Origin of the sequence: Streptomyces sp. NPDC102462 (genome assembly GCF_044765425.1) — a bacterium.
Taxonomy (GTDB): domain Bacteria; phylum Actinomycetota; class Actinomycetes; order Streptomycetales; family Streptomycetaceae; genus Streptomyces.
Map to the genome: position 1 here is coordinate 121902 of NZ_JBIWKB010000015.1, position 23585 is coordinate 145486.

The 23585-nt window shown below is 70.7% G+C and carries 21 protein-coding genes; 11 read left to right on the top strand and 10 right to left on the bottom strand.

Annotated elements, in window-relative coordinates:
- Nucleotides 1–189: 189 nt before the first annotated feature.
- The gene (locus ACIRFL_RS15785) at nucleotides 190–642 is read left to right on the top strand and encodes a DUF5707 domain-containing protein (protein ID WP_404028566.1); all 453 of its coding nucleotides are present in this window, start codon (nucleotides 190–192) and stop codon (nucleotides 640–642) included.
- Between the two features lie 64 nt (nucleotides 643–706).
- Here ACIRFL_RS15785 and ACIRFL_RS15790 read toward each other — a convergent pair whose 3' ends face one another.
- Both ACIRFL_RS15790 and ACIRFL_RS15795 read right to left on the bottom strand, forming a co-directional pair.
- The gene (locus tag ACIRFL_RS15790; RefSeq protein ID WP_404028568.1) at nucleotides 707–1255 is read right to left on the bottom strand and encodes a putative immunity protein; all 549 of its coding nucleotides are present in this window, start codon (nucleotides 1253–1255) and stop codon (nucleotides 707–709) included.
- A 158-nt stretch (nucleotides 1256–1413) separates the two neighbouring features.
- Nucleotides 1414–4851 (bottom strand): phosphocholine-specific phospholipase C, encoded by a 3438-nt coding sequence (locus ACIRFL_RS15795; protein ID WP_404028571.1) that lies wholly within the window; start codon nucleotides 4849–4851, stop codon nucleotides 1414–1416.
- Between the two features lie 260 nt (nucleotides 4852–5111).
- On the opposite strand from ACIRFL_RS15795, the gene ACIRFL_RS15800 reads away from it, so the two are divergent.
- A complete protein-coding gene (locus tag ACIRFL_RS15800) occupies nucleotides 5112–5666 on the top strand; it encodes a hypothetical protein (RefSeq protein WP_404028574.1) in 555 nt (184 codons plus the stop codon).
- Nucleotides 5667–5709: 43 nt separating this feature from the next.
- On the opposite strand, the gene ACIRFL_RS15805 is transcribed toward ACIRFL_RS15800, so the two are convergent.
- The 4 genes from ACIRFL_RS15805 to ACIRFL_RS15820 all read right to left on the bottom strand — a co-directional run bounded on the left by ACIRFL_RS15805 (nucleotide 5710) and on the right by ACIRFL_RS15820 (nucleotide 10916).
- Nucleotides 5710–6588 carry a universal stress protein gene (locus tag ACIRFL_RS15805; RefSeq protein WP_404028577.1) on the bottom strand — a complete coding sequence of 293 codons (879 nt, stop codon included), beginning with the start codon at nucleotides 6586–6588 and terminating at the stop codon, nucleotides 5710–5712.
- Between the two features lie 81 nt (nucleotides 6589–6669).
- Nucleotides 6670–7953 (bottom strand): alpha/beta fold hydrolase, encoded by a 1284-nt coding sequence (locus ACIRFL_RS15810; RefSeq protein WP_404028578.1) that lies wholly within the window; start codon nucleotides 7951–7953, stop codon nucleotides 6670–6672.
- A gap of 225 nt (nucleotides 7954–8178) precedes the next feature.
- Complete coding sequence (locus ACIRFL_RS15815) at nucleotides 8179–8823, bottom strand: response regulator (RefSeq protein ID WP_404028579.1); 645 nt, start codon at nucleotides 8821–8823, stop codon at nucleotides 8179–8181.
- On the bottom strand, nucleotides 8820–10916 hold the full coding sequence (locus tag ACIRFL_RS15820) for a sensor histidine kinase (protein ID WP_404028582.1): 2097 nt from the start codon (nucleotides 10914–10916) through the stop codon (nucleotides 8820–8822). The genes ACIRFL_RS15815 and ACIRFL_RS15820 overlap by 4 nt, the downstream gene beginning before the upstream one ends.
- Before the next feature lie 387 nt (nucleotides 10917–11303).
- Between ACIRFL_RS15820 and ACIRFL_RS15825 the strand changes: the two genes are divergently transcribed.
- Genes ACIRFL_RS15825 through ACIRFL_RS15835 form a run of 3 tightly spaced genes read left to right on the top strand, consistent with a single transcriptional unit; the run spans nucleotide 11304 to nucleotide 13236 of the window.
- Nucleotides 11304–11975, top strand: a complete 672-nt coding sequence (locus ACIRFL_RS15825) for a FadR/GntR family transcriptional regulator (RefSeq protein WP_404028584.1) — start codon at nucleotides 11304–11306, stop codon at nucleotides 11973–11975.
- Nucleotides 11975–12310: an L-rhamnose mutarotase gene (locus ACIRFL_RS15830; RefSeq protein ID WP_404028587.1), complete on the top strand. Its 336-nt coding sequence runs from the start codon at nucleotides 11975–11977 to the stop codon at nucleotides 12308–12310. The genes ACIRFL_RS15825 and ACIRFL_RS15830 overlap by 1 nt, the downstream gene beginning before the upstream one ends.
- Complete coding sequence (locus ACIRFL_RS15835; protein ID WP_404028589.1) at nucleotides 12307–13236, top strand: amidohydrolase family protein; 930 nt, start codon at nucleotides 12307–12309, stop codon at nucleotides 13234–13236. The genes ACIRFL_RS15830 and ACIRFL_RS15835 overlap by 4 nt, the downstream gene beginning before the upstream one ends.
- A 116-nt stretch (nucleotides 13237–13352) precedes the next feature.
- Here the strand turns inward: ACIRFL_RS15835 and ACIRFL_RS15840 are convergent, their stop codons facing one another.
- Both ACIRFL_RS15840 and ACIRFL_RS15845 read right to left on the bottom strand, forming a co-directional pair.
- Nucleotides 13353–14291, bottom strand: a complete 939-nt coding sequence (locus tag ACIRFL_RS15840) for an aldo/keto reductase (RefSeq protein ID WP_404028592.1) — start codon at nucleotides 14289–14291, stop codon at nucleotides 13353–13355.
- Entirely contained in the window at nucleotides 14288–15586 is a 1299-nt protein-coding gene (locus ACIRFL_RS15845; RefSeq protein ID WP_404028593.1) for an enolase C-terminal domain-like protein, read from the bottom strand. The genes ACIRFL_RS15840 and ACIRFL_RS15845 overlap by 4 nt, the downstream gene beginning before the upstream one ends.
- A 112-nt stretch (nucleotides 15587–15698) precedes the next feature.
- Here ACIRFL_RS15845 and ACIRFL_RS15850 point away from each other — a divergent pair, with 112 nt between their 5' ends.
- From ACIRFL_RS15850 to ACIRFL_RS15875, 6 genes are all read left to right on the top strand, one after another.
- On the top strand, nucleotides 15699–16535 hold the full coding sequence (locus ACIRFL_RS15850; RefSeq protein WP_404028596.1) for a fumarylacetoacetate hydrolase family protein: 837 nt from the start codon (nucleotides 15699–15701) through the stop codon (nucleotides 16533–16535).
- A complete protein-coding gene (locus ACIRFL_RS15855) occupies nucleotides 16532–17272 on the top strand; it encodes an SDR family NAD(P)-dependent oxidoreductase (protein WP_404028598.1) in 741 nt (246 codons plus the stop codon). The genes ACIRFL_RS15850 and ACIRFL_RS15855 overlap by 4 nt, the downstream gene beginning before the upstream one ends.
- A gap of 152 nt (nucleotides 17273–17424) precedes the next feature.
- A complete protein-coding gene (locus tag ACIRFL_RS15860; protein WP_404028601.1) occupies nucleotides 17425–18648 on the top strand; it encodes an ABC transporter substrate-binding protein in 1224 nt (407 codons plus the stop codon).
- Between the two features lie 12 nt (nucleotides 18649–18660).
- Entirely contained in the window at nucleotides 18661–19599 is a 939-nt protein-coding gene (locus tag ACIRFL_RS15865; RefSeq protein ID WP_404028603.1) for a carbohydrate ABC transporter permease, read from the top strand.
- Nucleotides 19592–20446, top strand: a complete 855-nt coding sequence (locus ACIRFL_RS15870) for a carbohydrate ABC transporter permease (protein WP_404028606.1) — start codon at nucleotides 19592–19594, stop codon at nucleotides 20444–20446. The genes ACIRFL_RS15865 and ACIRFL_RS15870 overlap by 8 nt, the downstream gene beginning before the upstream one ends.
- A 40-nt stretch (nucleotides 20447–20486) precedes the next feature.
- A complete protein-coding gene (locus ACIRFL_RS15875) occupies nucleotides 20487–21830 on the top strand; it encodes an alpha-L-fucosidase (RefSeq protein WP_404028608.1) in 1344 nt (447 codons plus the stop codon).
- 109 nt (nucleotides 21831–21939) lie between these two features.
- Here the strand turns inward: ACIRFL_RS15875 and ACIRFL_RS15880 are convergent, their stop codons facing one another.
- Both ACIRFL_RS15880 and ACIRFL_RS15885 read right to left on the bottom strand, forming a co-directional pair.
- Nucleotides 21940–22554: a TetR/AcrR family transcriptional regulator gene (locus tag ACIRFL_RS15880; protein WP_404028611.1), complete on the bottom strand. Its 615-nt coding sequence runs from the start codon at nucleotides 22552–22554 to the stop codon at nucleotides 21940–21942.
- The gene (locus ACIRFL_RS15885; RefSeq protein WP_404028614.1) at nucleotides 22554–23402 is read right to left on the bottom strand and encodes an oxidoreductase; all 849 of its coding nucleotides are present in this window, start codon (nucleotides 23400–23402) and stop codon (nucleotides 22554–22556) included. The genes ACIRFL_RS15880 and ACIRFL_RS15885 overlap by 1 nt, the downstream gene beginning before the upstream one ends.
- Nucleotides 23403–23585 lie beyond the last annotated feature (183 nt).

A 23585-nucleotide genomic window follows, 5' to 3' on the forward strand; every position in this document is an offset into this window, starting at 1 on the left:
GGTGACGCCTGGGGGGCTTGGCGTGGTGTCGGTGTGGTGAGAAGAGGGTCCGATCCGGTCGGCTTACTCAGGTCGGGCTGAGTAGGCGCGCTCATGCCCGGCGAGTCCTCGCGCGGCGAGTATGGGTCCGGCGGCGCCGGTCGAGTGGCGCCGACCCCGTCCAGTGCTGAGACAGTTTCGGAGGATCCCATGTCCCGACGTATTGCTCTGGCCGTAGGCGCCGGTGTCGTCACCCTCAGCGGTGCGGGTGCTTTCGCTCTCGCGCACGCAGGGGAGCAGACTCCGGCACTGGCACACAGCACTGCCCGCTACACCGCCCCCGACGGGGACCGCGACGGCTCACTGGTCTTCGCCACCGATGTCACGGCATCCTCCGGAGTCAGGAGCGTGAAGGTGCTGGCCTGGCCGCAGAAGTCGTCCCTCGCCGAGAAGGGTCTGACCGCCGAGGACATGGCCGCCGCGCAGCAGGCCGTCTGCACGCCCTCCGGACGGGACACCGTGCGCTGCACCTACACCGCCGAGGTCACCACCGCCGACGCCGAGTCGTCCCCGCGCGGTGTCTGGCATGTCGCCGTCCTGGCCACCGCGCAGGACGGCACCACGACCTTGGACACCGAAGCGGCCGACTTCTCCGTCCGGTGACCCGGACGCCCGGCTGGGGCAAGCCCCTCGTTGCGAGGCCGCGCCGTCCAGGGCGCACCGAACGCTACTCGGCGCGGGTGAGTGAACGAAGTTCAGCGTCCAGTGTGCGGATCAACTCACCGACACGTCCGCCGCCGGCCGGCGCTGCCGGGAAGCGTTTCAGTACGTCAACGACGACCGGAGTCGCACGATGCACCGTCCCCTTGAGGTGTGCCACGCCAATGCTCCGATCGTCGCCGGCGACGAGTTCGACCGCTCTGGCCGCGTAGGCGCCGGCGCCGAGAATGTGCTTGACCTGAGTGGCCTTGGCCAGCGGATGCAGGTAGGCGGCGGCTGCCGCGGACATCGCTGCCCACGCCGCCTCGCGCGCAGCCGCACTGTCCGCGCTCCTGGCCGCCTTGAGGGCCGCCGACGCTGTGACGCGCAGAGACTTCCCGCGCTCACCACCCTGCGCGAACTCCCACGCGGCACGGACAGCGTCTCTGGGCCGTGAGTCGTGCGGCTGATCGGCCTCGAATGTCTCCAGCACGGCCTCCGCGCATGCCGCGGCGAACGCGGTGACCTCCTGAAGGTCCTGCTTGCTCAGAACGACCTCACTCGCTTCCCCTGCCATGGTCCCATCCTCCGCCCGGCGCAGTGCTTTTGACGAAGGAACGAGCAGAACGACCGCCGACGTCACCGCACACCCCGGCTGCCGAAGGGCCGAGTTGATCGGCGGGGCGGTGGGCCGTCGGGCCGTCGCCCCGCCGGAGGTGGTCCGTCTACGGCCGGTCAGGCGTCGGCGATCGGGGTGGTGCCCAGACGGACGTTGTCGATCGCCCAGAACCAGTTGTTGCCCGCGTTGAAGATCCGGAAGCCGACCTTCGCCGACGTCGCCCCGGCGGGGACGGGACAGGAGAGCCGGACGAGCCGGTTCTGCTGGTCCTGGCCCAGGTTGGTGTTCCCGGACGTCGCGCTGCTGTAGTGGAGCAGCCGGACCGGTTCGCCGGTGTCGAACACGACGGTGACCTCGGCCTCCTGCGGGCTCTCCTGCCGGTAGTGGGAGTCGAAGCCCAGATGGAGGGTGGAGGTGCCCGGGGGAATGGCCACGGCCGGGGTGCTCAGGGTCGAGTCGAACCGGCCCCGCCCCGACGGGCTGCCGGTGTCGTCCCAGTCGTCGGGGTCGGCCACGGCCACCACGCCGAGAGCCCGGCCGAAGTTGGGGCGGTCCTGCCCGGCGGGGAACCAGAACTGCTTGGACAGGAAGGTCCAGCCCTGCAGCTCTCGCGTGCCCTGCGGCATGGCCGGTGCGTTGGTGATCGTCCAGCCCTCGGGAGTGGTCCGGGTCCAGCCGAGCAGGCCGGGGCGGCTGAGGTCGGCCGCCGCGGCGAGCGCGGGGGCGACGGACTCGAAGTCCTCCGCGAGGAGGTAGCCGGTCATGACGGGCCCCGTCTTGGCGGACAGGGACGCGGACGCCTGCGCCTCGCTGCCGCCCAGCTTCGCCGCGACGGTCGCCTTGAGGCTGCCAAGGACGCGTGCCGCGTCGGCGGGCGCGACGACGTCCCAGGCCACGGACGCGGAGGAGCGGGCCGCAACGGACGTGGGCGCGCTGCCCTTGCCGGTGGCGGTCCAGCCCTCCGGGAGGGACAACCCGGCGGTCAGGCCGGTGAGCGGTGCGCTGCCGGCGTTGGTGACGGTGGCCGTCACGGTGACCGGCTTGCCCGGTGAGAGCACGGTGCCGTCGGTCCCGGGGGAACTGGCCGGACCGGTCAGTGCGACGCTCATGGCCGGGGCGACCTTGGTCCGCACGCGCGCGTCCGCGAGTCTGAGCAGAGCGTCGCCGTCGGCGTGCGCGGCGACGACCAGCCGCCCGGCGGTGGCGTCGGGAGCGGGCGTGACCACGAAGCGCACGTCGGCCGAGTCGCCGGTCCGCAGCACGGCCGGCGCCCCACCGGTACGCCGTACCGTCCAGCCGGACGGGGCGAGCAGGGCGACGGACAGAGCGTCGAGCCGGTGGGTGCCCTGGTTTTGCACGGTGACCACGACATCGGTCGGGTTGCCCTGCGCGAAAGGCGTGCCCAGGGACGGCAGCGCCGCCGGCAGGCCGATCGTCGCGGCCAGCGCCGGGGCCGTGCCGGTCGCCGGGTCGGTGACGCCGGGCTTGCCGTCGGCCAGGCGACCGGTGGCGCGCCGCAGGAAGGACGGGTCACCGCGGTCGACGACCACCACGTCGTACCAGCCGTGATCCGGCACGCGGAGCTGCACCGTGCGGGACTGGCCGGGCTTGAGGGTGACGGTCCGCACGTGGTCACCGTGCTTGCGTGAGTAGACCGACTCACCGACGAGCAGCGTACGGGTGCTGGGGGAGGGGTTGGAGCACACCACTGTGACCCGGTCGGCGGCGGGGTGCTCGACGAGGTGTGCCTCGGCGCCCACACCTCTGCCGCGCAGCTCCCACACCGACCATCCGGGACCGTGGATCTGCAGGTCGTAGCCGTCGGCGCCGTACTCCACCGTTTCGGTGGCGCTCCTGCCGACGGGGACGGTCCAGGCGCGCGGAGCGGTGCCGTCGCCGGGGTAGGCGGTGAACGCGGCGCCGGTGCGGCCCTCGTTGCCGAGCCGGAGGCGCACGGCGGAACGGGTGACGTCCGCGCGCAGGGACAGCCGGTACGGGGAGCGGCGCGTGCGACGGGTGCCGGGCTCCTGCTCCGGCAGCGCCTGCTCCTTGGGCGGTACGGGGGTCCACCGTCCGACGGGTGCCGGCACCTGCCCCGGCTGCTCCACCTCGGGCTGCCGGTGGGCGCGGTCGAAGTCGAAGGCGGAGGTCAGGTCGCCGAAGACGCTACGGCGCCAGTCGCTGATGTTGGGCTCGCGGACGCCGGTCCACTTCTCCAGGAACCGGATGACCGAGGTGTGGTCGAACGCCTCCGAGCTGACGAAACCGCCCACCGTCCACGGCGACACGACCGTCATCGGCACGCGCGGGCCGGGACCGACCGGACTGCCGTTGAACCAGTCGTCGCTGTTGCCGGTGTCCGGCTTCGGCGCGACCGGGGCGGGCACGTGGTCGAAGTAGCCGTCATTCTCGTCGAAGTTGATGAACAGCGCCGTCTTCGACCAGGTCTTCGGGTCGCCGGCGATGGCGTCGAGGAGGTCGTAGACGAGGTTGGCGCTGCCGACGGGGGTGGAGCTGCTGGGGTGTTCGGACAGCGCCGCCGTCGGAACGATCCAACTGACCTGAGGCAGCGTGCCCTTCTTGATGTCAGAAGTGAGCCGCTGGATGAGGGTGTCAGGCTCGGAGCGGTAGGCGCCCCGCATGAACAGCCGACGCTCGGCCGGGGTCAGCGCGTCGACGCCCCGCTGGAACTCTGCCAGCGCGGCCTTGCGCTGATCGGCGGTCTTGCCCCACAGGCTGTCGTAGAACTGCTCGGTGGTGGAGTACTGGCCGCTGACCTTGGCCAGGATCTTCCTGCCGATCTCCTTCCAGGGCCGGAAGTATTCCACCGCGTTGTCGGTGAAGTTGTCCCATTCCTGATAGATCTGCCAGGAGACGCCGGCGGCCTCCAGGCGCTCCGGGTACGTCGTCCAGTCGTAGCCCCGATGCGTGTAGGAGTACGCGGCGTTGGTGACGGCCCGGTTGACGCCGTCCGGCTCGTAACCGGTCGTGCCGGTCCACAGATAGTTGCGGTTGGGGTTGGTCGAGCCGTAGACGGAGCAGAAGTACGCGTCGCAGATGGTGAAGCGGTCGGCCAGTTCGTACTGCAACGGAATGTCGCGCCGGTCGTAGAAGGCCATGGTGCTCTGGCTCTTGGCGGCGATCCAGTCGTCCCACCAGCCGTTCGCCCGGGCCTGGACGGCGTCGGAGAAGCCGTGCGCGAGTGAACCCAGGTACTGGATGTCGCTCTCGGGGCGGCCCGCGTCGAGAGCCGCCTGCCGGGCCGAGAACGGCAGCACCTCGGCACCGCCGGTCCGCGGCTGCGCGAAGACGCTCCCACCGGTGGGCAGACGCAGCGGCGTACGGTCGCCGAAGCCGCGCACACCCTTGAGGGTTCCGAAGTAGTTGTCGAAGGAACGGTTCTCCTGCATCAGGATGATCACATGCTCGATCGCCCGCAGGCCACCGCGTGGCATGGGCGCGGCCATCGCCTGGTGCAGCGACGGAGGCAGGAGGGAGAGGGCGGTTCCACCGGCGAGGGTGCCGAGAACCTTACGGCGGGAGATGTCAGACATGACGGGAGGTTAGGTCGTCACTCTCACGATCGTAACCCTACGTGACGGATCTTCGTCGACCGTTCACCCAGTGGCCCCGAACGTTCCCTTGCCGGTACGGACTGCTTAGGAATCACCGGGCAACAGGAGTGGTCGGCGCTCCGGTGGACCTCCGTCTCCGCCGTGCGACGGGGAGGGGACCTACCTGCGAACGACGCCTGGAGGCGCGGGGATTGACGACGATCAGTGAGTATCCCAACGCTCTCCGATGGGAGTCCCGCATGCTGAACAGGACCCTGCGCGCCACCGCCCTTGTCGCCGTCGTGGCCGCCGTCGCCGCGCCCGCCGCCGCGGCACCCGCCTCGTCCTCCCCGCCCGCGCCGGAGACCGCCGCCGTCTCCTCGCTCAAAGGCGACGCGCGCATGGACTACCCGGTCGCGGACCAGGAGGTACGGGTGTCCGTCGACGCACACTCGACCTACACCGTCGGGAGTGTCCCGCAGCGCTCCTGGGGCACCTTCCGCATCTCCCACGCCCAGGACGGCACGCTCTACTGGGGCGAGTTCGCGGTCGACTGCCTCACCACGGGCGGTCCCACCGCCACCGTCACCGGCCGCCTGGTCCGCACCAGCCCCGGCCACCCCTGGCTCACCACGCTCGACCCGCACACCCGCATGGGCGTGAGCTTCTTCGTCCCGGAGAAGGGCCAGGCCCGTATCGGGCTCTCCGGAGCCACCGAGAAGAGCGAACCGCTTCTCACGAAGTGCATGGCACCCGCCGCCGACGCGAAGGTCATCGACGGCGGATACACACTGCGCGACCGCAGGCATGGGTGAGGGGAAGCGAATCCCCCAGCGACCCCTGCCCCCGAAGCGCTGATCACTCCGTGCCGCGGATCACGGCGACGGGGCAGTGGGCGTGGTGCAGCAGGGCCTGGCTGACCGAGCCGAGCAGCAGCCCCGTGAACCCGCCCCGGCCACGAGCTCCGGCGACGACCAACTGCGCATCGCGACTCGCCTCGATCAGGGCCGGGCGGATCCGGGAGCGCACGAGGCGCCGCTCCACCGGGATCTGCGGGTAGCGCGGCAGATGCTCAGACAGGGTCTCGTCCAGCAGCCGCTGCTCCTCTTCGCGGAGTCGTTCGATGCCGACCACCACGTTCACCGGAGCGGCCGGCTCCGCGCCGGGCCCCTCGCCCCATGTGTTCCACACGTGGAGGGCCAGCAGGCCCGCACCGCGCATCGACGCTTCGGCGAACGCGAACTCGACGGCGCGTTCGCCCGCCGGGGACCCGTCCACCGCCAGCAGCACAGGACCGGCTGGGTTCGGCCTGCCTCTGGCCACCAGCACCGGGCAGCGGCCGTGGGCAGCCAGATGCACCGCGGTGGAACCGAGCAGCAGGCTGCCGAACGAGCCCAGCCCGCGGCTGCCCACGACGACGAGCGACGCGGTGCGCGACTCGATCTCCAGCACCATCAGCGGCTCGCCGACGGTGACCTCTCGGGCGATGTCCACACCCGGCGCGATCTCGCGTGCCCGCTGCTCGGCATCGGCCAGCGTGCCGTCCACCAGCTCGCGCACCCCCGCCACGGCAGGACTCCACGGCGGCCCACCCAGCGGTGGACGGACCGACGGCCACCCGAAGGCATGCACCAGCCTGAGGCCGGTCCCGCGCACTGCCGCCTCGTGTGCCGCCGTCTCCACCGCGTCCAGGCTGGACGGCGAGCCGTCGACTCCCACTACGACCGGTTTCCCCATGCCGTGCCTCCTCGCCGGGCCGGCCTGCCCGGTTCTCCTCCATCCTCCGCCACCGCGCCGGGCAACGCATCGGAACGTCGGTCAGGACGCCGGTGCCGGGAGGGGCCTGTTCAGCAGGAAGGCCCGTAGAAGCGCGGTGTACAGGCGGGGTTGCGCATGTGTGAGGGCGTGTCCCGCGCCTTGGATGTGAACCAGTCGCGAGTTGGGCAGGGTCGTGCGGTATTCCTGGGTGACTTCGGGTTTCACGAAGTCGCACTGGCCGCGCAGGATCAGCGACGGCACATGCACGCTGCGCAGTGCGGGGCGTGGGTCGGGGAGTTGTTCGAAGTCCTTGACGGTCATCTGGTTGCTGTAGAAGCCCTGCGGGTTGTTGTGTGCCTCGGTGGGTGCCGCCCCCGCGCACGACGTGGTGTCCTTGCCGACAAGAGCCACTTCGTGCATCCAGTGGTCGACTTCGCGGTCCCCGGCCAGGGCGTGTGCGGCGCGCGGGTTGACGCCGAGGAGCAGGCTCGCGGCGATCAGGCGTGGTCTGCTGTCCAGGTCGTCGCGCCGGGAGCGTTGGGCCGGTGTCAGGTCGTCCCAGGGCTCGCCGACCTTGGACCCGGGATACTCCCGGCCCCACAGGGCGCCCGGCGAGGTGAAGACCGCCTTGGCCACGTGTGTGGGGTGCGCCCGCAGATACTGGGCGGCCAGGGAGCCGCCCCATGACTGGCCGACGAGGACGATGCGGTCCGCGCCGAGGAGCCGGCGGATCGCGTCGAGGTCGGCGACCTGGCGGGCGACGGTGTAGCCGGTGATGTCGGACAGCCGGGTGGAACGGCCCGCGCCGACCTGGTCGTAGGAGTAGACCTGGAATCCGTCCGCGGCCAGCTCCCGGCCGGCGGTGGGGGTGCCCTCCCCTGGGGTGCCGGGGCCGCCGTGCAGGAAGATGACGGGGGTGGGCCGGGGCGTGCCGGCGGCGGGTGTGTGGACGTAGGCGATCCGGGAGCCGGTCGGCAGGTCCCAGAAGCGGACGCCGGAGGGGACGGGGCCCGCGGCCGGGGCCGGCATCGGGCGGAAGACGGTGGCGGCGGCCAGGGCCGTGGTGCCGAGGAGCAGCACGGCGGTGAGGGTGGCCGTGGCCCGCAGGCCGCCCCTGCCGAGCAGCCGGAAGGCCGCGCCGCCGAGCAGGTGGGCGACCACCGCGGCGACGACGAGACCCGCGGCCGCGAGCAGCCAGACGCTCGCGGTCGCGAACGCCGCCGCGACGAAACCGGCCGCCGCGGCGGCCGGTGTCAGTACCACCGTGACGGCGAGCAGTAGGCCGCCGCATATGCGGCGGACGAGCGGGGGAAACGGACCGAACCGGGGAATCCTGAGTGCCATGCCGTGAGGCTAGGCGGGGGCACGGGGCTCGGTCGTCAGGCTGCCGGGTGAGGGTCCGGCGGTGAAATCCGCTGGTGGAGGGGGTGGTGACCCCCGCCGCACGGCGGGGGTCACCACTCACACTCGCTGCGGCGGACACCGGGGTGTGCGAGGGCCACTGTGGGGTGCGCCGCGTCCTGGCCGGCCACGCCGTGGTGCACCGCGCTCGCGCCGCGGGCCGGTGTCTCAGCGGACTCCGGGGCGTACGAGGCCGGTCTCGTACGCGGCGATCGTCGCCTGGACGCGGTTGCGGACGCCGAGTTTGGCGAGGACCACCGCCACGTGGTCCTTGACGGTGGCCGGGCTGATGCCGAGTTCGGCGGCGATCTCGGCGTTGGCCAGCCCGCGGGCCACGTGCCGCAGGACGTCGGTCTCGCGCGGGGTGAGCCGCCGCAGCAGGTCGGCGTCGGCGGGGGCGTCACCGGTGGCGTACCGCTCGACCAGCCGCCGCGTCACCACGGGGTCGAGCAGCGCGCCACCGCGGGCGGCGACCCGCACGGCGTCGACCACCCGCTCCGGCTCCGCGTCCTTGAGCAGGAAGCCGACCGCCCCGGCCCGCAGCGCGGCGAACACGTACTCGTCGAGGTCGAAGGTGGTCAGGACGACGACACGGGTGCAGGGAGCCTCCGCGGTGATCCGGGCGGCGGCGGCCAGCCCCCCGCCGCCCGGCATCCTGATGTCCATCAGGGCGACGTCCGGCCGCAGTTCGAGCACGCGCGCGACAGCCGCCTCGCCGTCGGCTGCCTGTCCGACGACGGACAGATCGGGTTCGGCGTCGAGGATCGCTGCGATTCCGGCGCGTACGACCGTCTGGTCGTCGGCGACGGTCACCCTGGTCGCGATGGGAACACCTCCGGCAGCCACACGTGCACCGCGTTCTCGGTCTGGGTGAGCGTACCGCCCACGGCGTCGGCCACGGCCCGTATGTGCCGTCGGGTACCGGGCGCGGCGGGCAGCGGTCCCGACACCTCGATGCCCGCGGCACCGCGCAGCACGGTCAAAATGACCCCCTCGGCCAGCATCATCGCGGCGACCCGGTACGCGGCCACACCCACGACGACGGGCTCGGCGGCGCGCGGTCCCCGGTAGCTGACGGTGGCGCCGTAGCGGGTGGCCAGCGCGGAGATGCCGGCGAGTGTGGGCGGCGGCGCGGCGGCGCCCTGGCCCGAGCCGTCGTCGACCCGGCCGTGCTGCAGGTCGGTGAGCAGTTCCCGGAGTGCGGCGAGGCCGGCTCGTGCTTCGGCGAGAACGGTGTCGAGCCGTCCGGCGTCGGCGGCGGTGACCACATCGCACGCGTGCCGGTGCGCGGTGCGCAGCAGGCCCGCGGCGATCACACGGCGCTGGTCGCGTACGGCGGCGTCCGCGTCCCGTTCGAGCACTTCCCGGCTGCGGGCCGCCGCGGCCCTGCGCTGCTCACGCCGCACGGCGGTGCGTACTCCCAGCCCCCACAGTGCGAAGGCGGGGACGGCGAGCAGGGCGGTCAGCGCTGCCCAGGCCGCCACCCGGGGGCCGGTGATACCGCTGCCGCTTGCGAGTGCCAGACCGCCGGTCGCGGCCACCGCGACGGGGGCCAGGACACCACGCCGTACCGGCAGATACGCGCCCGCGCTGTACACGAAGGTCAACTCCACCCACCAGTACACGAGGAAGATGTCGCTGACCGGCGGCCGCGTCCAGCCGGCCTGGTCGCAGGCCCACCACAGCACGAGCGCCGACAGCACGGCGGTCAGCCCCGCCCCGGGCGCGCGCGACCGCCAGCCGAGCGGCACGGCGTGCAGGGCGGACAGCAGGACGATGGGCAGGCCGGACAGCGCGCTGCGGAACGAGTCGGGTACGTCGTCGGAGAGCAGGCCCGCGCCGAGCGACAGCGCGACGGCGAGCACGACCAGGGCCCAGTCGAGGGCGGTGGGTCCGCGCCAGAGCGGGCGGCGGCGCGGAGTGAAGGCGAGGTCGAACCACCCCGCCTGGCTCAGCGGTTTCGCGACGCCCACGCTCCGCCGCCTGCCGGGTACCGGCCCGGCGGGCGGCTCCTCGGGCAGGGGGAGTTCGGCGTGGACGGTCCAGCCGTCGGGCGTCGGCCCGCAGCAGAGCGTGCCGCCCGCCGCGCCGACCGTGCCGCGCAGGCCGGTCAGGCCGCGGCCGGTGCCGAGGCCCGGTTCCGCGGCGGTGCCGCCGTCGTCCGAGACGGTGACCGTGAGGAGCCCGGGACGGCTGCCCAGGGTGACGCGTACGGCCGCGCCGCGGGCGTAACGGGCCGTGTTGGTCAGCGCCTCACGGACCACCCGGTAGGCGACCGCGCCCGTCGCGGCGGGAACGGCCGGCCCGGTACCGGTGGTGTCGTCCAGTTGAGCGCCGCACTCGGCGGCCAGGCCGGCGACATCGGCGAGTGAGCCGCCGGCGGCGTCGCCCCGGTCCGCCAGGCGGTCCAGTTCCGCCACGGCCTTGCGGCCGGTGTCCGCCGCGTGGCGCAGGGCGCCGGCGATCAGGTCCGGATCGGTGAGATGCCGGGCCGCCGCGGCGGAGACGACGATCGCGGTGAGCCGGTGCGCGGCCACGTCGTGCAGTTCGGCGGCGAGCCGGTCCCGCTCGGCGAGCGCGGCGTACCGCGCCATGGCCGCCGCGCCGGCGCGGTACGCGGCCAGGGCGGACCGTTCGGCCCGGCGCCGCCGCCGCGATCTGCCCAGTACCCAGGCCACGGCCGCGGCGCCGGCCGCGACCAGGGCCGTGCCCACGACGTTCCACGGACGCAGTCCGGCAGCGATGCCCGTCAGGGCGGCCGCCGCGACGGCGACGGCCGATCCCGCGACGGCGAGCCCGGCGGTGCGCCGCAGCGCGAGGGCGTACAGAACGACGAACGCCACCACAGCGGCGACGGTGGCGGCCACGGGCGGGCTCACGACCGCGCCCGGCGGGCGTACGGCCACGCGCTCCTGCGGGTGGTGGCGTGCGGGCACCCGCTCGTGCGGGCGTACGGGTATGCGCTCCCGCGAGGCGGCTGAGCCGCCCGCCGGAACCGTCCGGGCCCCGCCCGCGGCACCGGATCCCGCATGCCCCACCGCATGCCCGGCAGGATAACCAACCCACCTCCGGCCTCCGGTACGACCGAGCGGATCCCGCACATCACGGACCGGCGGGCAGAGTCGGTGCATGCCCCACCGGACATCGGACGTCTGGCATGCTGCGGTGGTTGCCGTGGTCGCCGGCGGACGAGACAGCTGTTCACACCTCTCCCTGGGATCGGTCAGGGGTACCGCGGCGCAGGTCAACCTCGGTCGATCAGACATCCGATGACTTCGTTTAGAGTGGGGCGCATGGCGGTCACCGATACAGCGATCCTCAAGATCAAAGAAATGATCGTTTCGGGCGAGCTCTCGCCCGGATCCCGGCTTCCCACCGAGAAGGAGCTGAGCGAGTCGCTCGGGCTCTCGCGCAACTCCCTGCGCGAGGCCGTGAAGGCGCTGGAGGTCATCCGCGTCCTGGACGTGCGGCGCGGCGACGGCACCTATGTCACCAGCCTCGAACCGAGGCTGCTGCTGGAGGCCATGTCGTTCGTGGTCGATCTCCACCGGGACGACTCGATCCTGGAGGTCTTCGCGGTACGGCGGATGCTGGAGCCCCAGGTGGCCGCCCTGGCGTGCCGCTCCATCACCGATGCCCAGCTGGACGAGATCGACAAGCAGCTCGCGGGCGTCGGCGAGGACGCCGACGTCGAGAGCCTGGTCGCCCACGACATCGCGTTTCACCATGCGATCGCCGAGGCGACAGGCAACGCCTATCTGACGAGTCTCCTCGACTCTCTGTCGAGCCACACCGTTCGCGCCCGTGTCTGGCGCGGCATCACCGAGGGCGGCTCGGTCGCCCGCACGATCGACGAGCACCGCAGCATCCTGGAAGCCGTGCGGCACAGGGACGCGGAACTCGCCCAGGCACTGATGATCGCCCACGTCTCCGGCGTGGAGCACTGGCTCAGAAAGGCCCGCTGATGCGTGTCGCGTTGCACTCCGAGATCCGAGAGGGCGCCGTCGATCTCTACCGGGAACGGCACCTGCGGATCCCTGACGACCTGGTCGCCGTGTTCGGTCGGCTCGGCATCCATGACTGGACCATCTGGCGCTCGGGTCGGCGGCTGTTCCACCTGGTCGACTGCGACGACTGGGACGCGGCGAGCGCAGCGCTTCCTCAAGAGCCCGCTGACCAGGCGTGGCAGCGTGATATCGGGCGGTTCGTGGAACTGTTCCGTGACGCCGACGGCGAGGAGGGTGCCGGCCCGCTCGAACTGATCTGGGACCTTGCGGCGCAGCGGGACGGCGGACGGTGACCGGGCCGCGGGCCGGGGACGGGCGGGCAGAGCAGGCCGTCATCGCGGGCGACGGCGGCGAGAGTGGCCGCGCCGACGGGATCGGTGCGGATCTGGTCGACGCACATGTGCACGTCTGGGACCCGCGCCGGCTGCGTTACGACTGGCTCGCAGGCACGGCGCTGGACAGGCCGAGGCTGCCGGGCGACATCGACGACGCCGACGGAGCGGTGACGCAGTGGGTGTTCGTCGAGGCCGATGTCGCCCCGGACTCGGCCCTGGACGAGGCCCGCTGGGCCGCTGGACTGGACTGGCCCGGACTGGCGGCGATGGTCGTCGCGGCGGATCTGGGGGCGCCCGACGCCGGCGAACGGATCGACCGGGTGGCCGGACTGCCGCTGGTGCGCGGGGTCCGCCATCTGCTCCAGGACCTGCCTCCCGAGCGGCTTGCGGCGCCCGCACTGCGCAAGGGACTCGCTGAAGTCGCCCGCGCCGGTCTCGTTTTCGACGCCTGCGTGCGCTGGACCCAACTCGACGACCTCGACCGTCTCCTGGCCGACTCCTGCGACGGCATCACCGTCCTCGACCACCTGGGCAAGCCGCCGGTGGACGAGGGCTTGCACTCGGAAGCCGGACAGGCCTGGCTGACAGCACTGCGTCGGCTCGCCCGTCATGAGCGGCTGACGGTGAAGCTCTCCGGACTCCCCGCCGAAGCCTCCGACGCGGAGACCCTGCGCCGGCACGGTCCGGATCTGCTTCGTGCGGCCCTCGACGTGTTCGGCCCGGAGCGCTGTCTGCTGGGCGGTGACTGGCCGGTGAGTACCGGGACCGACGCCGGGACGACGACAGGCGCGTTGTTCGCCCTCGTGCGCGACGTCGTCGGCCTGCACGACTGGCCGCAGGTCGCCGCGGGCACCGCCCGCAGGGTCTACGGGATCGGCGGCTGAGACGACGACGCCCCCCGCTTGTCGGAGCCGGGGGATCATCGTGGCGGCCCGCAGACACAGGGCCCGGACCATGCACGCAGCACTGTCCGGGCCCTACGCGGTCTGTGGGAGTCGTGTCAGGGGATCAGCTGCTCGTCGCGCAACGTCTCCCACAGTTCCTCGGGGATCTCCGTCTTCATGTGCTGGAGATTGGCGCGCAGCGAGCTGGTGCGTGCGGTACCGACGACCACTTGGTTCACCGCCGGGTGGCGCAGTGGGTACTGGATGGCAGCGGTGGGCAGCGAGACGTCGAAGCGGGCACAGACTTCTCGCAGCCGCTCGGTGCGTTCGACCAACTCGGGCGGTACGGCCCCGTAGTTGTAGTGCGCTGCGGCGGGGGTGTCGGAGGCGAGCAGTCCCGAGTTGAACACCGCGGCCGCGAGCACCCGTACTCCGCGTTCTTGGCACAGGGGGAGAAGTTCCTCGGCGGCGGGCTGTTCGAGCAGGGTGTAGCGGCCGGCGATCATGACGACGTCGAGGTCGCCCTCGCGGACCGCGCGGACGGCTGCCTCCACGCTGTTGACGCCGACGCCGATCTCGTCGACCAGCCCGGCTTCTCGCAGGCGTATGAGGGCGGGCAGTCCCAGCCGTAGTCCCTCGTCGAGGTCGTAGACGTCGGGGTCGTGGAGGAACAGGGTGTCGACGCGGTCGATGCCGAGCCGTTCCAGCGAGGCGTCCAGGCTTCGCCGGACACCGGCCGGACTGGGATCCCAGTGCCGTACGTGATCGTCAGGCACAACGAACCCGTTCGCTTCGTCGGTGCCGTGGCGGCGGCCGGTGTTCGGCACGATCAGGCGGCCGACCTTGGTCGACAGACGGTAGGTGTCGCGGGGCTGCTTACGCAGGAAAGCGCCGAGGCGCCGCTCGCTGAGCCCAAGTCCGTAGTGGGGCGCGGTGTCGTAGCTGCGGATGCCGCCCGCCCAGGCTTCCTCCAGTACCGTGCGGGCGTCTTCGTCGGACACCTCGCGGTACAGGTTGCCGATGGATGCGGCTCCGAATCCCAGCCGGTCGGTCATGCGGCGATTCCCGTCTCTGCGGTCCAGCGGTGTGCGGTGATCGAGGCCGCGTGCATCTCGGTTCCGGCGCCCGGGGCGGTCGGTGCGCGGTACCGGCCGTCCCGGATGACCGTCGGGGTGACGAAGTGCTCATGCAGATGGTCGACGAATTCGATCATGCGTCCCTCGGTCGTGCCGGAGACGGCGATGAAGTCGAACATCGACAGGTGCTGGACGGCCTCGCACAGGCCCACGCCCCCGGCATGGGGGCAGACGCGGGTGTTGAACTTCGCGGCCAGCAGCAGGTGGGCGATGTTCTCGTTGACTCCGCCGACCCGGGCCGCGTCGATCTGGAGGACTTGAAGTGCCTCGGCCTGAAGGAACTGCTTGACCATGACGCGGTTGTGCACGTGCTCACCGGTGGCCACCGGCACGGGAGCGATACCGCGGGCGATGGCGGCGTGCCCCAGGATGTCGTCGGGGCTGGTCGGTTCCTCCACCCAGGCCACGTCGAAGGGTGCAAGGGCGCGGACCCACTCGATTGCGGCGGCCACGTCCCAGCGCTGGTTCGCGTCGACCGCGATGGGGAAGCCGTCGCCGCAGATCTCACGGGCGATGCGCATACGTCGGATGTCGTCGTCGAGGTTGGCGCCGACCTTGAGCTTGATCTGCGGGAATCCGGCGTCGACGGCCTCGCGGCACAGGCGGGCGAGTTTGTCGTCGGAGTAGCCGAGCCAACCGGGACTTGTCGTGTAGGCGGGGTATCCGTCGGCCAGCAGGATCTGCTCGCGCTCGGCCCGGCCGGGCTCGGCGCGGCGCAGGATGCCGATGGCCTCCTCACGGGTCAGGGCGTCGGTGAGGTAGCGGTAGTCGACGAGGTCGGCGAGCTGTTCGGGGGACATCCGGGCCAGCAGCTGCCACAGTGGCAGGCCGGCCCGCTTGGCCTTGAGGTCCCACAGCGCGTTGACGACCGCGCCGACGGCCATGTGCATGATGCCCTTTTCGGGGCCCAGCCAGCGTAGTTGGGAGTCGTGCGCGAGGATCCGCCACGCCTCACCCATGTCGTCGAGCAGCGGTTCCACCTCGCGTCCGAGCAGATGGCCCTCCAGCATCTGGATGGCGGCCACCTGCACGTCGTTGCCGCGGCCGATGGTGAAGGCGAAGGCGTGCCCTTCGTGGCCGTCGGGTGCGTCGGTGTGGATGACGACGTAGGCCGCCGAGTAGTCGGGGTCCGCGTTCATGGCGTCCGAGCCGTCCAGCGACGCGGAGGTTCGGAAGCGGACGTCCGCCGTGGAGACGGATGTGATCGTGGTCATGGGTCCTCCCGAGAGGATCTAAACATCGGATCAATCGAAGGGTCAAATGGTATGGTGCCGTCGCTCCGCCTTACAGGTGTGCTTAGAGTTCCGATGTTCTGGAGGGGATCTCATGAAACTCGCGCGGATCGGGGAGGCCGGCCGGGAGACACCGGTCGTCGTCGCCGAAGACCACTACCTCGACCTGTCGGCCCTCACGGATGACATCGACGGGACCTTCCTGTCGCGGTCCCTGGACCGCGTCGCCGCCGCGGTGCGCGCGGGTGAACTCTCGCGCATCGAACGCGACGGGCAGCGGATCGGCGCACCGATCGCCCGGCCGTCCGCGGTCATCTGCGTGGGGATGAACTACGCAGCCCACGCCGCCGAGTCCGGGGCCGAGCCCCCCGAGGACCTGGTGGTGTTTCTCAAGACCCCCAACACCGTGGTCGGCCCCGACGACGACGTCACCATCCCGCCGGGCAGCGTGAAGACCGACTGGGAGGTGGAGCTCGGCGTGGTGATCGGGCGCAGGGCGAGCTACCTCGGCTCGCCGGAGGAGGCCATCGGGCACGTCGCCGGATACACGCTGGTCAACGATCTCTCCGAGCGCGAGTGGCAGATCGAACGATCCGGCGGTCAGTGGAGCAAGGGCAAGTCGTTCCCCGGTTTCTCCCCCGTCGGCCCCTGGCTCGTCACTGCCGACGAGATCGATCCGCGCGCGCTGCGGCTGCGCAGCTGGGTGAACGCCGCGCCGCGCCAGGACTCCAGCACCTCCGACATGATCTTCGACGTCGCCCAGATCGTCTGGCGGCTCAGCCAGTTCCTGACGCTCGAACCCGGCGATCTGATCATGACCGGCACGCCCGAGGGCGTCGCCCTGTCGGGACGCTTCCCCTATCTGAGCCCCGGAGATGTCGTCGAGGTCGAGATCGACGGGCTCGGCCGGCAGCGGCAGGTGATCCGATGACCGGCTTCGAGAATGTCAGGGCCCTGGTCACCGGCGGTGCGTCGGGCATCGGTGCGGCGATCGTCCGCAGGCTGCGCGCGGAGGGTGCACGGGTCGCTGTACTGGATCTGAACCCGCCTGCCGGGGAGCCGGACGCCTACCGGGTGGACGTCGGACGGGACGAGGAGGTGCGCACGGCGGTGGCGCACATCGCCGAGACGTTCGGCGGGATCGACGTCGTCGTCAACAACGCGGGGATCGGTGCCCAGGGCACGGTGGCCGACAACTCCGACGAGGAATGGCACCGCGTCCTGGACATCAACGTGCTCGGCGCCGTGCGCGTCAGCCGTGCCGCGTTGCCGTGGCTGCGCCTGTCCTCCTGCGCCGCGATCGTGAACATGTGCTCCATCGCGGCGAGCGCGGGGCTCCCGCAGCGCGCCCTGTACGGGGCCAGCAAGGGGGCGTTGTACTCGCTGACGCTCCAGATGGCGGCCGACCATGTGCGCGAGGGGATCAGGGTCAACGCGGTCAGCCCCGGCACTGCGGCGACCCCCTGGGTGACCCGGCTCCTGGACTCCGCGCAGGACCCGGTGGCCGAGCGGGCGGCGCTGGATGCCCGGCAGCCGCACGGGCGCCTGGTCGAGGCTGCGGAGGTCGCCGACGCCGTCGCCTATCTGGCCAGTCCCCGTGCGGGCTCGACGACGGGGACGGTCGTCGAGGTCGATGGCGGGATGTCGGGTCTCAGACTGCGTAACTGACGGCACTTATCCGATGTATGCGTCAGGTTACGAGGAGATATCCAAGGATTGCACCTCCGTTGACACGATAAACATCGGATGATTAGATCGCTCGTACCTGACCGCGGAGTACCACCCCAGCCACCAGGCCGAATGAAATCAAAGGTGATGACATGAGAGTACGGACTGCGGCTGTCGCCACCACGGCTGTGGGGGCTCTGTTCCTCACAGGCTGTTCCGGCGGCCAGAGTTCGGGCAGCAGCGACACCCTCACGTGGTCGATGTGGATCGGCTCGTCGGAGGATCAGAAGGTCTGGGCGGGTGTCGGGGACACGGGCGCCGAGGCATCCGGCAAGAAGGTGTCCCTGCAGGGCTCGCCGTTCAACGACTACTGGACCAAGATTTCGACACAGCTCGGGACGTCCGGCGCGCCCTGCATCGTCACGATGCAGAGCCTGCGCGTGAACCAGTTCTCCGAGGGCCTGCTGCCGCTGGACGACCTCATCAAGTCGACCGGCTTCGACGCCGACGCGTTCGACGAAGGGGCCATGAAGGCCCTGGCCGTGGACGGCAAGCAGTACGCCATCCCCTACGACACCGGCCCGCTCCTCCTCTTCTACAACAAGGACGCCTTCGCCAAGGCCGGCGTCGACGCCCCGAAGCCGGGATGGACCCTCGACGACTTCGAGGCCGCCGCCACTGCCCTGAAGAAGAACGGCCAGGTCGCTCTCGCGACCACCGTCGAGGACATCTTCCTTGAAGGAACGATTCTCTCCACCGGTGGCGCCAAGATGATCGACGACTCCGGCAAGGTCTCCCTCGATGACCCGAAGACCGCGCAAGCGGTCGAGTGGATCGCCGGCCTCGTCAAGGACGGATCCGCGACCAAGGCCGATGGCGCCGACGCCAGCGCCGACGACAACGCCTTCATCAACGGCACGGCCGCCGCAGTGGTCGGCGGCCCCTGGAACTCCCTCGACTTCAAGGCGAAGGCCAAGTTCGACGTGGGCGTCACGACGGTCCCGTCGCCCGCGGGAGAGCAGAAGACCTACTCGGCGGGCAGCGGGTTCGGCATCTCCAAGAACTGCTCCGACCCGACGGCCGCTTTCAAGGCCATCACGGCGATGACGTCGGAAAAGACCCTGACCTCACTCGCCAAGGACGGCCGGGCCTTCCCCGCCCGCACGGCAGCGCAGGCGGCCTGGTACGAGAGCGCCGGTATCGACGGCGCGAAGGAAGCCCTGGACAGTGCGCTCGCGAGCGCCGTCCCGCTGCCGGGGAGCGCCGACGGCGACAAGCTCAACCAGATGCTCAGCCAGTACGGCCCGCAGATGGTGAACGGGGAGAAGCCGGCCGCGGACGTGCTCGCGGAGATCTCCCGCCACATCGGAAAGTAGCCGGAACCCAGCATGGCACATGTCCCCGCACGCGAGGTGACGGCCGCAGCGGCGTCGAAGGACCACCACCGCGGTGGCCGCCGGCGCGGCTGGTCGGGAGCGTGGGGCGTCGGATTCGCCGCGCCCCACGCCCTCGGACTCGCCCTGTTCACCCTCGTCCCCATCGGCATCGCCCTGGCCATGAGCCTGCACGACTGGCCCATGATCGGCAGTCCGTCGTGGATCGGCCTCGGCAACTACCAGCAGCTGATCAGTGATCCGACCTTCCGCACGGCGCTGACCAACACGTTCCTGTTCGTCGTCCTCTACGTGCCGCTCAACCTCGCCGTGTCCCTGGGCATGGCGGCCTGGCTGTCCCCGAAGATCCGGCACCGGCAGATCTTCCGTGTCATCTTCTTCCTGCCCACGGTCACCCCGATCGTCGCCAACGCGGTCGTGTGGCGCATGCTCTACCAGCCGGGCGGCGCGATCGACGCGACGGCTCAGTCGTTCTTCGGCATCGAACTGCCGGACTTCCTCGCCGACCCGCACTGGGCGATGATCGCGATCGTCATCATGAGCGTCTGGCAGGGCTTCGGCTACAACATGATCGTCTTCTCGTCCGCGCTGGACTCCGTGCCGGAGAGCCAGCTCGAAGCCGCCTCGCTGGACGGCGCGAACGCCTGGACGGCGTTCTGGAGGATCAAGCTCCCGCTGATCTCGCCGTCGCTGTTCTTCGCCACCACGATGACCCTCATCACCTCCTTCCAGGTGTTCATCCAGCCGTACATCATGACGCGCGGCGGCCCCGGCGACTCCACGGTCACCCTCGTGCAGTTCATCTACAACCAGGGCTTCACGTTCCAGAAGCTGGGACTGGCCTCCGCCGCGGCCTGGGTGCTGTTCGTCATCATCCTCGGCGTCACCGCCGTGCAGTTCCTCGGACAGAAGAAGTGGGTGCACTATGAGTGACGTCGTCTCCCGCGGACGCGGCGTCCGGAACCTCCGCACGGCGATCGGCTACACACTGCTCATCCTCGTCGCGCTGCTCTTCATGTCCCCGCTGATCTTCATGGTCGGCACCTCGTTGAAGGCACCCTCGGAGATCTTCTCGACGCCGCCGTCCCTGTTCGGCTCGACCCTCCAATGGGGCAACTACGCCGAAGTCTTCTCCTACGCGCCGTTCGCCCGCTACCTCGTCAACGGCGTCGTCGTCGCGGCCGGCGGCACCCTCATCACCCTCGCGGTGTCCGCACTCTCCGGATACGCCTTCTCCCGGCTGCGCTGGCGTGGACGGACCGCGACCTTCATGGTCTTCCTCGCCACGATGATGCTCCCCCAGGAAGTCATCATCGTGCCCGCCTTCGTCCTCATGCGGGAACTGGGCTGGGTCAACACCTACCAGGCGCTCATCGTGCCCTGGGCGTTCACCGCGCTCGGTGCGTTCCTGCTGCGCCAGTTCTTCATGACCGTCCCACAGGAGTTGGAGGACGCCTCCCGCATCGACGGCCTGGGCCAACTCGGCACCTTCTTCCGCATCATGCTCCCGCTGGCGCGGCCCTCTCTCGCCGTGCTCGCCGTGTTCACCTTCATCACCTACTGGAACTCCTTCCTGTGGCCCCTGGTGATCGTCAACGACGTCACCACGCTCGGCACCATCCCCCTCGGCCTCCAGCAGTTCTTCGGCCAGCAGGGAACCCAGTGGCACCTCATCATGGCCGCCTCGGTGATCTCCATGCTGCCGTCCACCGTCCTGCTCATCGCCCTCCAGCGTTACCTCGTGCGCGGCATCGTCACCTCAGGCCTCGGCGGCCGCTGAATCCACGGCAACGCTCGACCCCGGAAAGGACCATCCCCGCATGGCCATGTTCAAGAACGCCCCTGAGCGCCCGCAGCAGTACCAGCAGTTCGAGCGTGAGACGCCGGCCTGGTTCCGGGACGCCAAGCTCGGCATCTTCGTTCACTGGGGCCCCTACTCCGTCCCGGCCTGGGGCGAGCCCATCGGAGCGCTGGGCACCATCGACGAAGAGGAATGGTTCAAGCACAACCCGTACGCCGAGTGGTACTACAACACCATCCGCATCGAAGGCAGCCCTGCCCGCCGGCACCACGAGGAGGTCTACGGCGGCGCCGACTACGACACATTCCTCGACCTGTGGAAGGCGGAGGCCTTCGACGCCGACTCCGTCATGGACCTCGTCGCCGCCACCGGCGCCCGCTACTTCGTCCCCACCACCAAGCACCACGACGGTGTCACCCTGTGGGACGCCCCCGGCACCGGCGACCGCAACACCGTCCGCCGCGGCCCCCAGCGCGACCTGATCGGCGAGTTCCGCGACGCCGCGGAACGCAAGGGCATCCGCTTCGGCGTGTACTACTCCGGCGGCCTCGACTGGCACTTCACCCAGACCCCGCCCATCGTCCGGCACATCGACGACGCCCTGCGTCCCCGGGACAAGGCCTACGCCGACTATGCCTTCGACCATGTCGCCGACCTCATCGAGAAGTACCGGCCGGAAGTCCTGTGGGGCGACATCGAGTACCCCGACGCCGGCAAGCCCGAGGGCGACAAGAGCCTCGTCGAACTCTTCCGCCGCTTCTACGCCGCCCGCCCCGACGGCGTGGCCAACGACCGCTGGGGCGAAACGCACTGGGACTTCCGCACCAGCGAGTACGAGCAGGGCCGCGACAGCGAGGGCGACGCGGCCTGGGAGAACTGCCGTGGCGTCGGTTTCTCCTTCGGCCACAACCGGCTGGAGGACGAGACCAACTCACTGAGCGGGCAAGGCGCCATCCGCCACTTCCTCGACGTTGTCTCGCGGGGCGGCAACCTGCTGCTGAACATCGGCCTGACCGCCTCCGGCGAGGTCACACCGCTGCAGCGCCGCACCCTTGAGGAACTCGGCGCCTGGAACCACGCGAACGCGGAGGCGGTCTTCGGCTCGCGTCCCCTCGGCGCGGACCTCGCACGGCCCTTGGACGAGCCCTGGGTCCGCTGGACCCGCACCGGGCAGACCGTCCACGCGTTTGTCGACGCACCGACAGGCACCCGTGTGACCCTCGACGCCAACGCCGACGCCCTGGACCTGTCTGCGGCGACTGGCGCCGGCGCCTTCACCGAGGTCGTCGACGGCGCGCTCGTCGTGACGATCGGCGACCGCGCCCTCGCCGGGCCCGCCCGAGTGGATGTCCCACTACGCTGATCCACGACATCCCCGTCACACCAACTCAACTGCCGCAGGGTGCCCACCGGTTATGCCGTGCTGCGCGAATCGTGGAGCCGCTGGGCCTCGACGGAGGTGCCGAGGGTGTTCAGGCGGCCAGACCGGCGCTGGTCAGCCAGATGTGTTCGCAGGTCATGGATGCCTCTTGCAGCTTCTCGCGGGACTCCTGCGAAGCGTGATAGAAGGTCCGCTCGATCATCCAGCACAGGGCGCGCGCCATCGCCGATGCTTGTGCTGGTTCGGTGCCGGGCTGAACGCCGGCTCGTTCCAGGACGGCGGTGATGGCCGTGATGAACAGGTCCGCTGTGTGGTTCCACAGTTCGCCGATCTCCGGGACGGTCAACGAGAGGTCGATCGCCGTCCGCATGACCAGGCCGTGCTCGTTCCAGAGCTCGACCGTGCGCCGCATGGCCGCCGCGATGGCCTGGCGCGGCTCCTCCGACTGCGCAGTGGCCCGGGACCGCTCCCACAGGTGCTCGACGGTCCGGGCCACGAGTGCCGTGACCACTTCTTGCTTGGAGCCGAAGTAGAAGTACAGGGCACCGCGTGTGATGCCGGCGCCCCGGGCGATGTCGCCGACGGTCATGGCCTCGTAGCCTTTGTCCGCCAGAAGAGTCTCGCAGATGTCGAGGATGGCCCGCTCCCGGACATCGCCCTTGCGTTCGGTGGTGCGCCGGCTCCGCGCAGGCTGTCGGCCGGGCATCAGAGCTGAGCACCCTCGGCGAAGTCGGTCGTACGGGAGAGTGTGTCCCATGCGCGGATGTCCTCGTCCACGGCCGTGCGCGCGGCGGTGACCAGTCGCAGCGCGTCCGAGCCCAGGACGAGGTGGGCGGGCGGCTGCTCGACCGAAGTGATGTGCAGGACCGCCTCCCCGGCCTTGGCCGGATTGCCCAGCTGATTGCCGCTGGCCTTTTGCCGCGCTTCGCGGATGGGGGCGAACAACGCGTCGTAGTCGTCGATGGTCCGCGCGGCGCGTGTCATGGACCGACCGGCCCAGTCGGTGCGGAAGGAGCCGGGCTCGATCGCCGTCACGTGGATCCCGAACTGTGCGACCTCCTTGCCCAGCGCCTCAAGGATGCCCTCCAGGGCGAACTTGCTGCCGCAGTAGGCGGACATGCCGGGCACGGCCATGAGCCCGCCCATGGAGGTGACGGCCATCAGGTGACCGCGGCGGCGTCGGCGCATGTGGGGCAGCGCCGCCTGCAGGGTGGCCACCGCCCCGAACACGTTCACCTCGAACTGCTTGCGCACTTCGGCCAGCGGGGTCTCCTCGAAGGTGCCCTCCAGTCCGTAGCCGGCGTTGGCCACGACGACGTCCAGAGGGCCGACGCTGCGTTCCACCTCTGCGACCACGCCGGAGACGGCGTCGCTGTCGGTCACGTCCAGGATGCGGCCGTGGGCGTATCCGGGTTCGAGCGCTTCGAAGGCCCGCAGATCCTCCTCCGAGCGGGTGGTGCCCACGACGGTGTGCCCGGCGGTCAGGGCGGCTTGGGCGAAGGCGCGTCCAAGGCCCGTGCTGACGCCGGTGATGAGCCAGTTCCGCTTCTGCACTGCTCCTCCAGGAAGGTCTCTCATGGAGCTGGACAGCTCCTCACCGAAGAGTCTACACAGTGTCGATTTTTACCGTCGCCACGTTGATTCTGTCGTCACGCGGCACGGCCGTGGTTCGGTCCGGCCCTCGGCGCGGTCGGGGCCCGCGGGTGCCTCCGCGGGGTCGAGGCCGCCTCGTCCGGC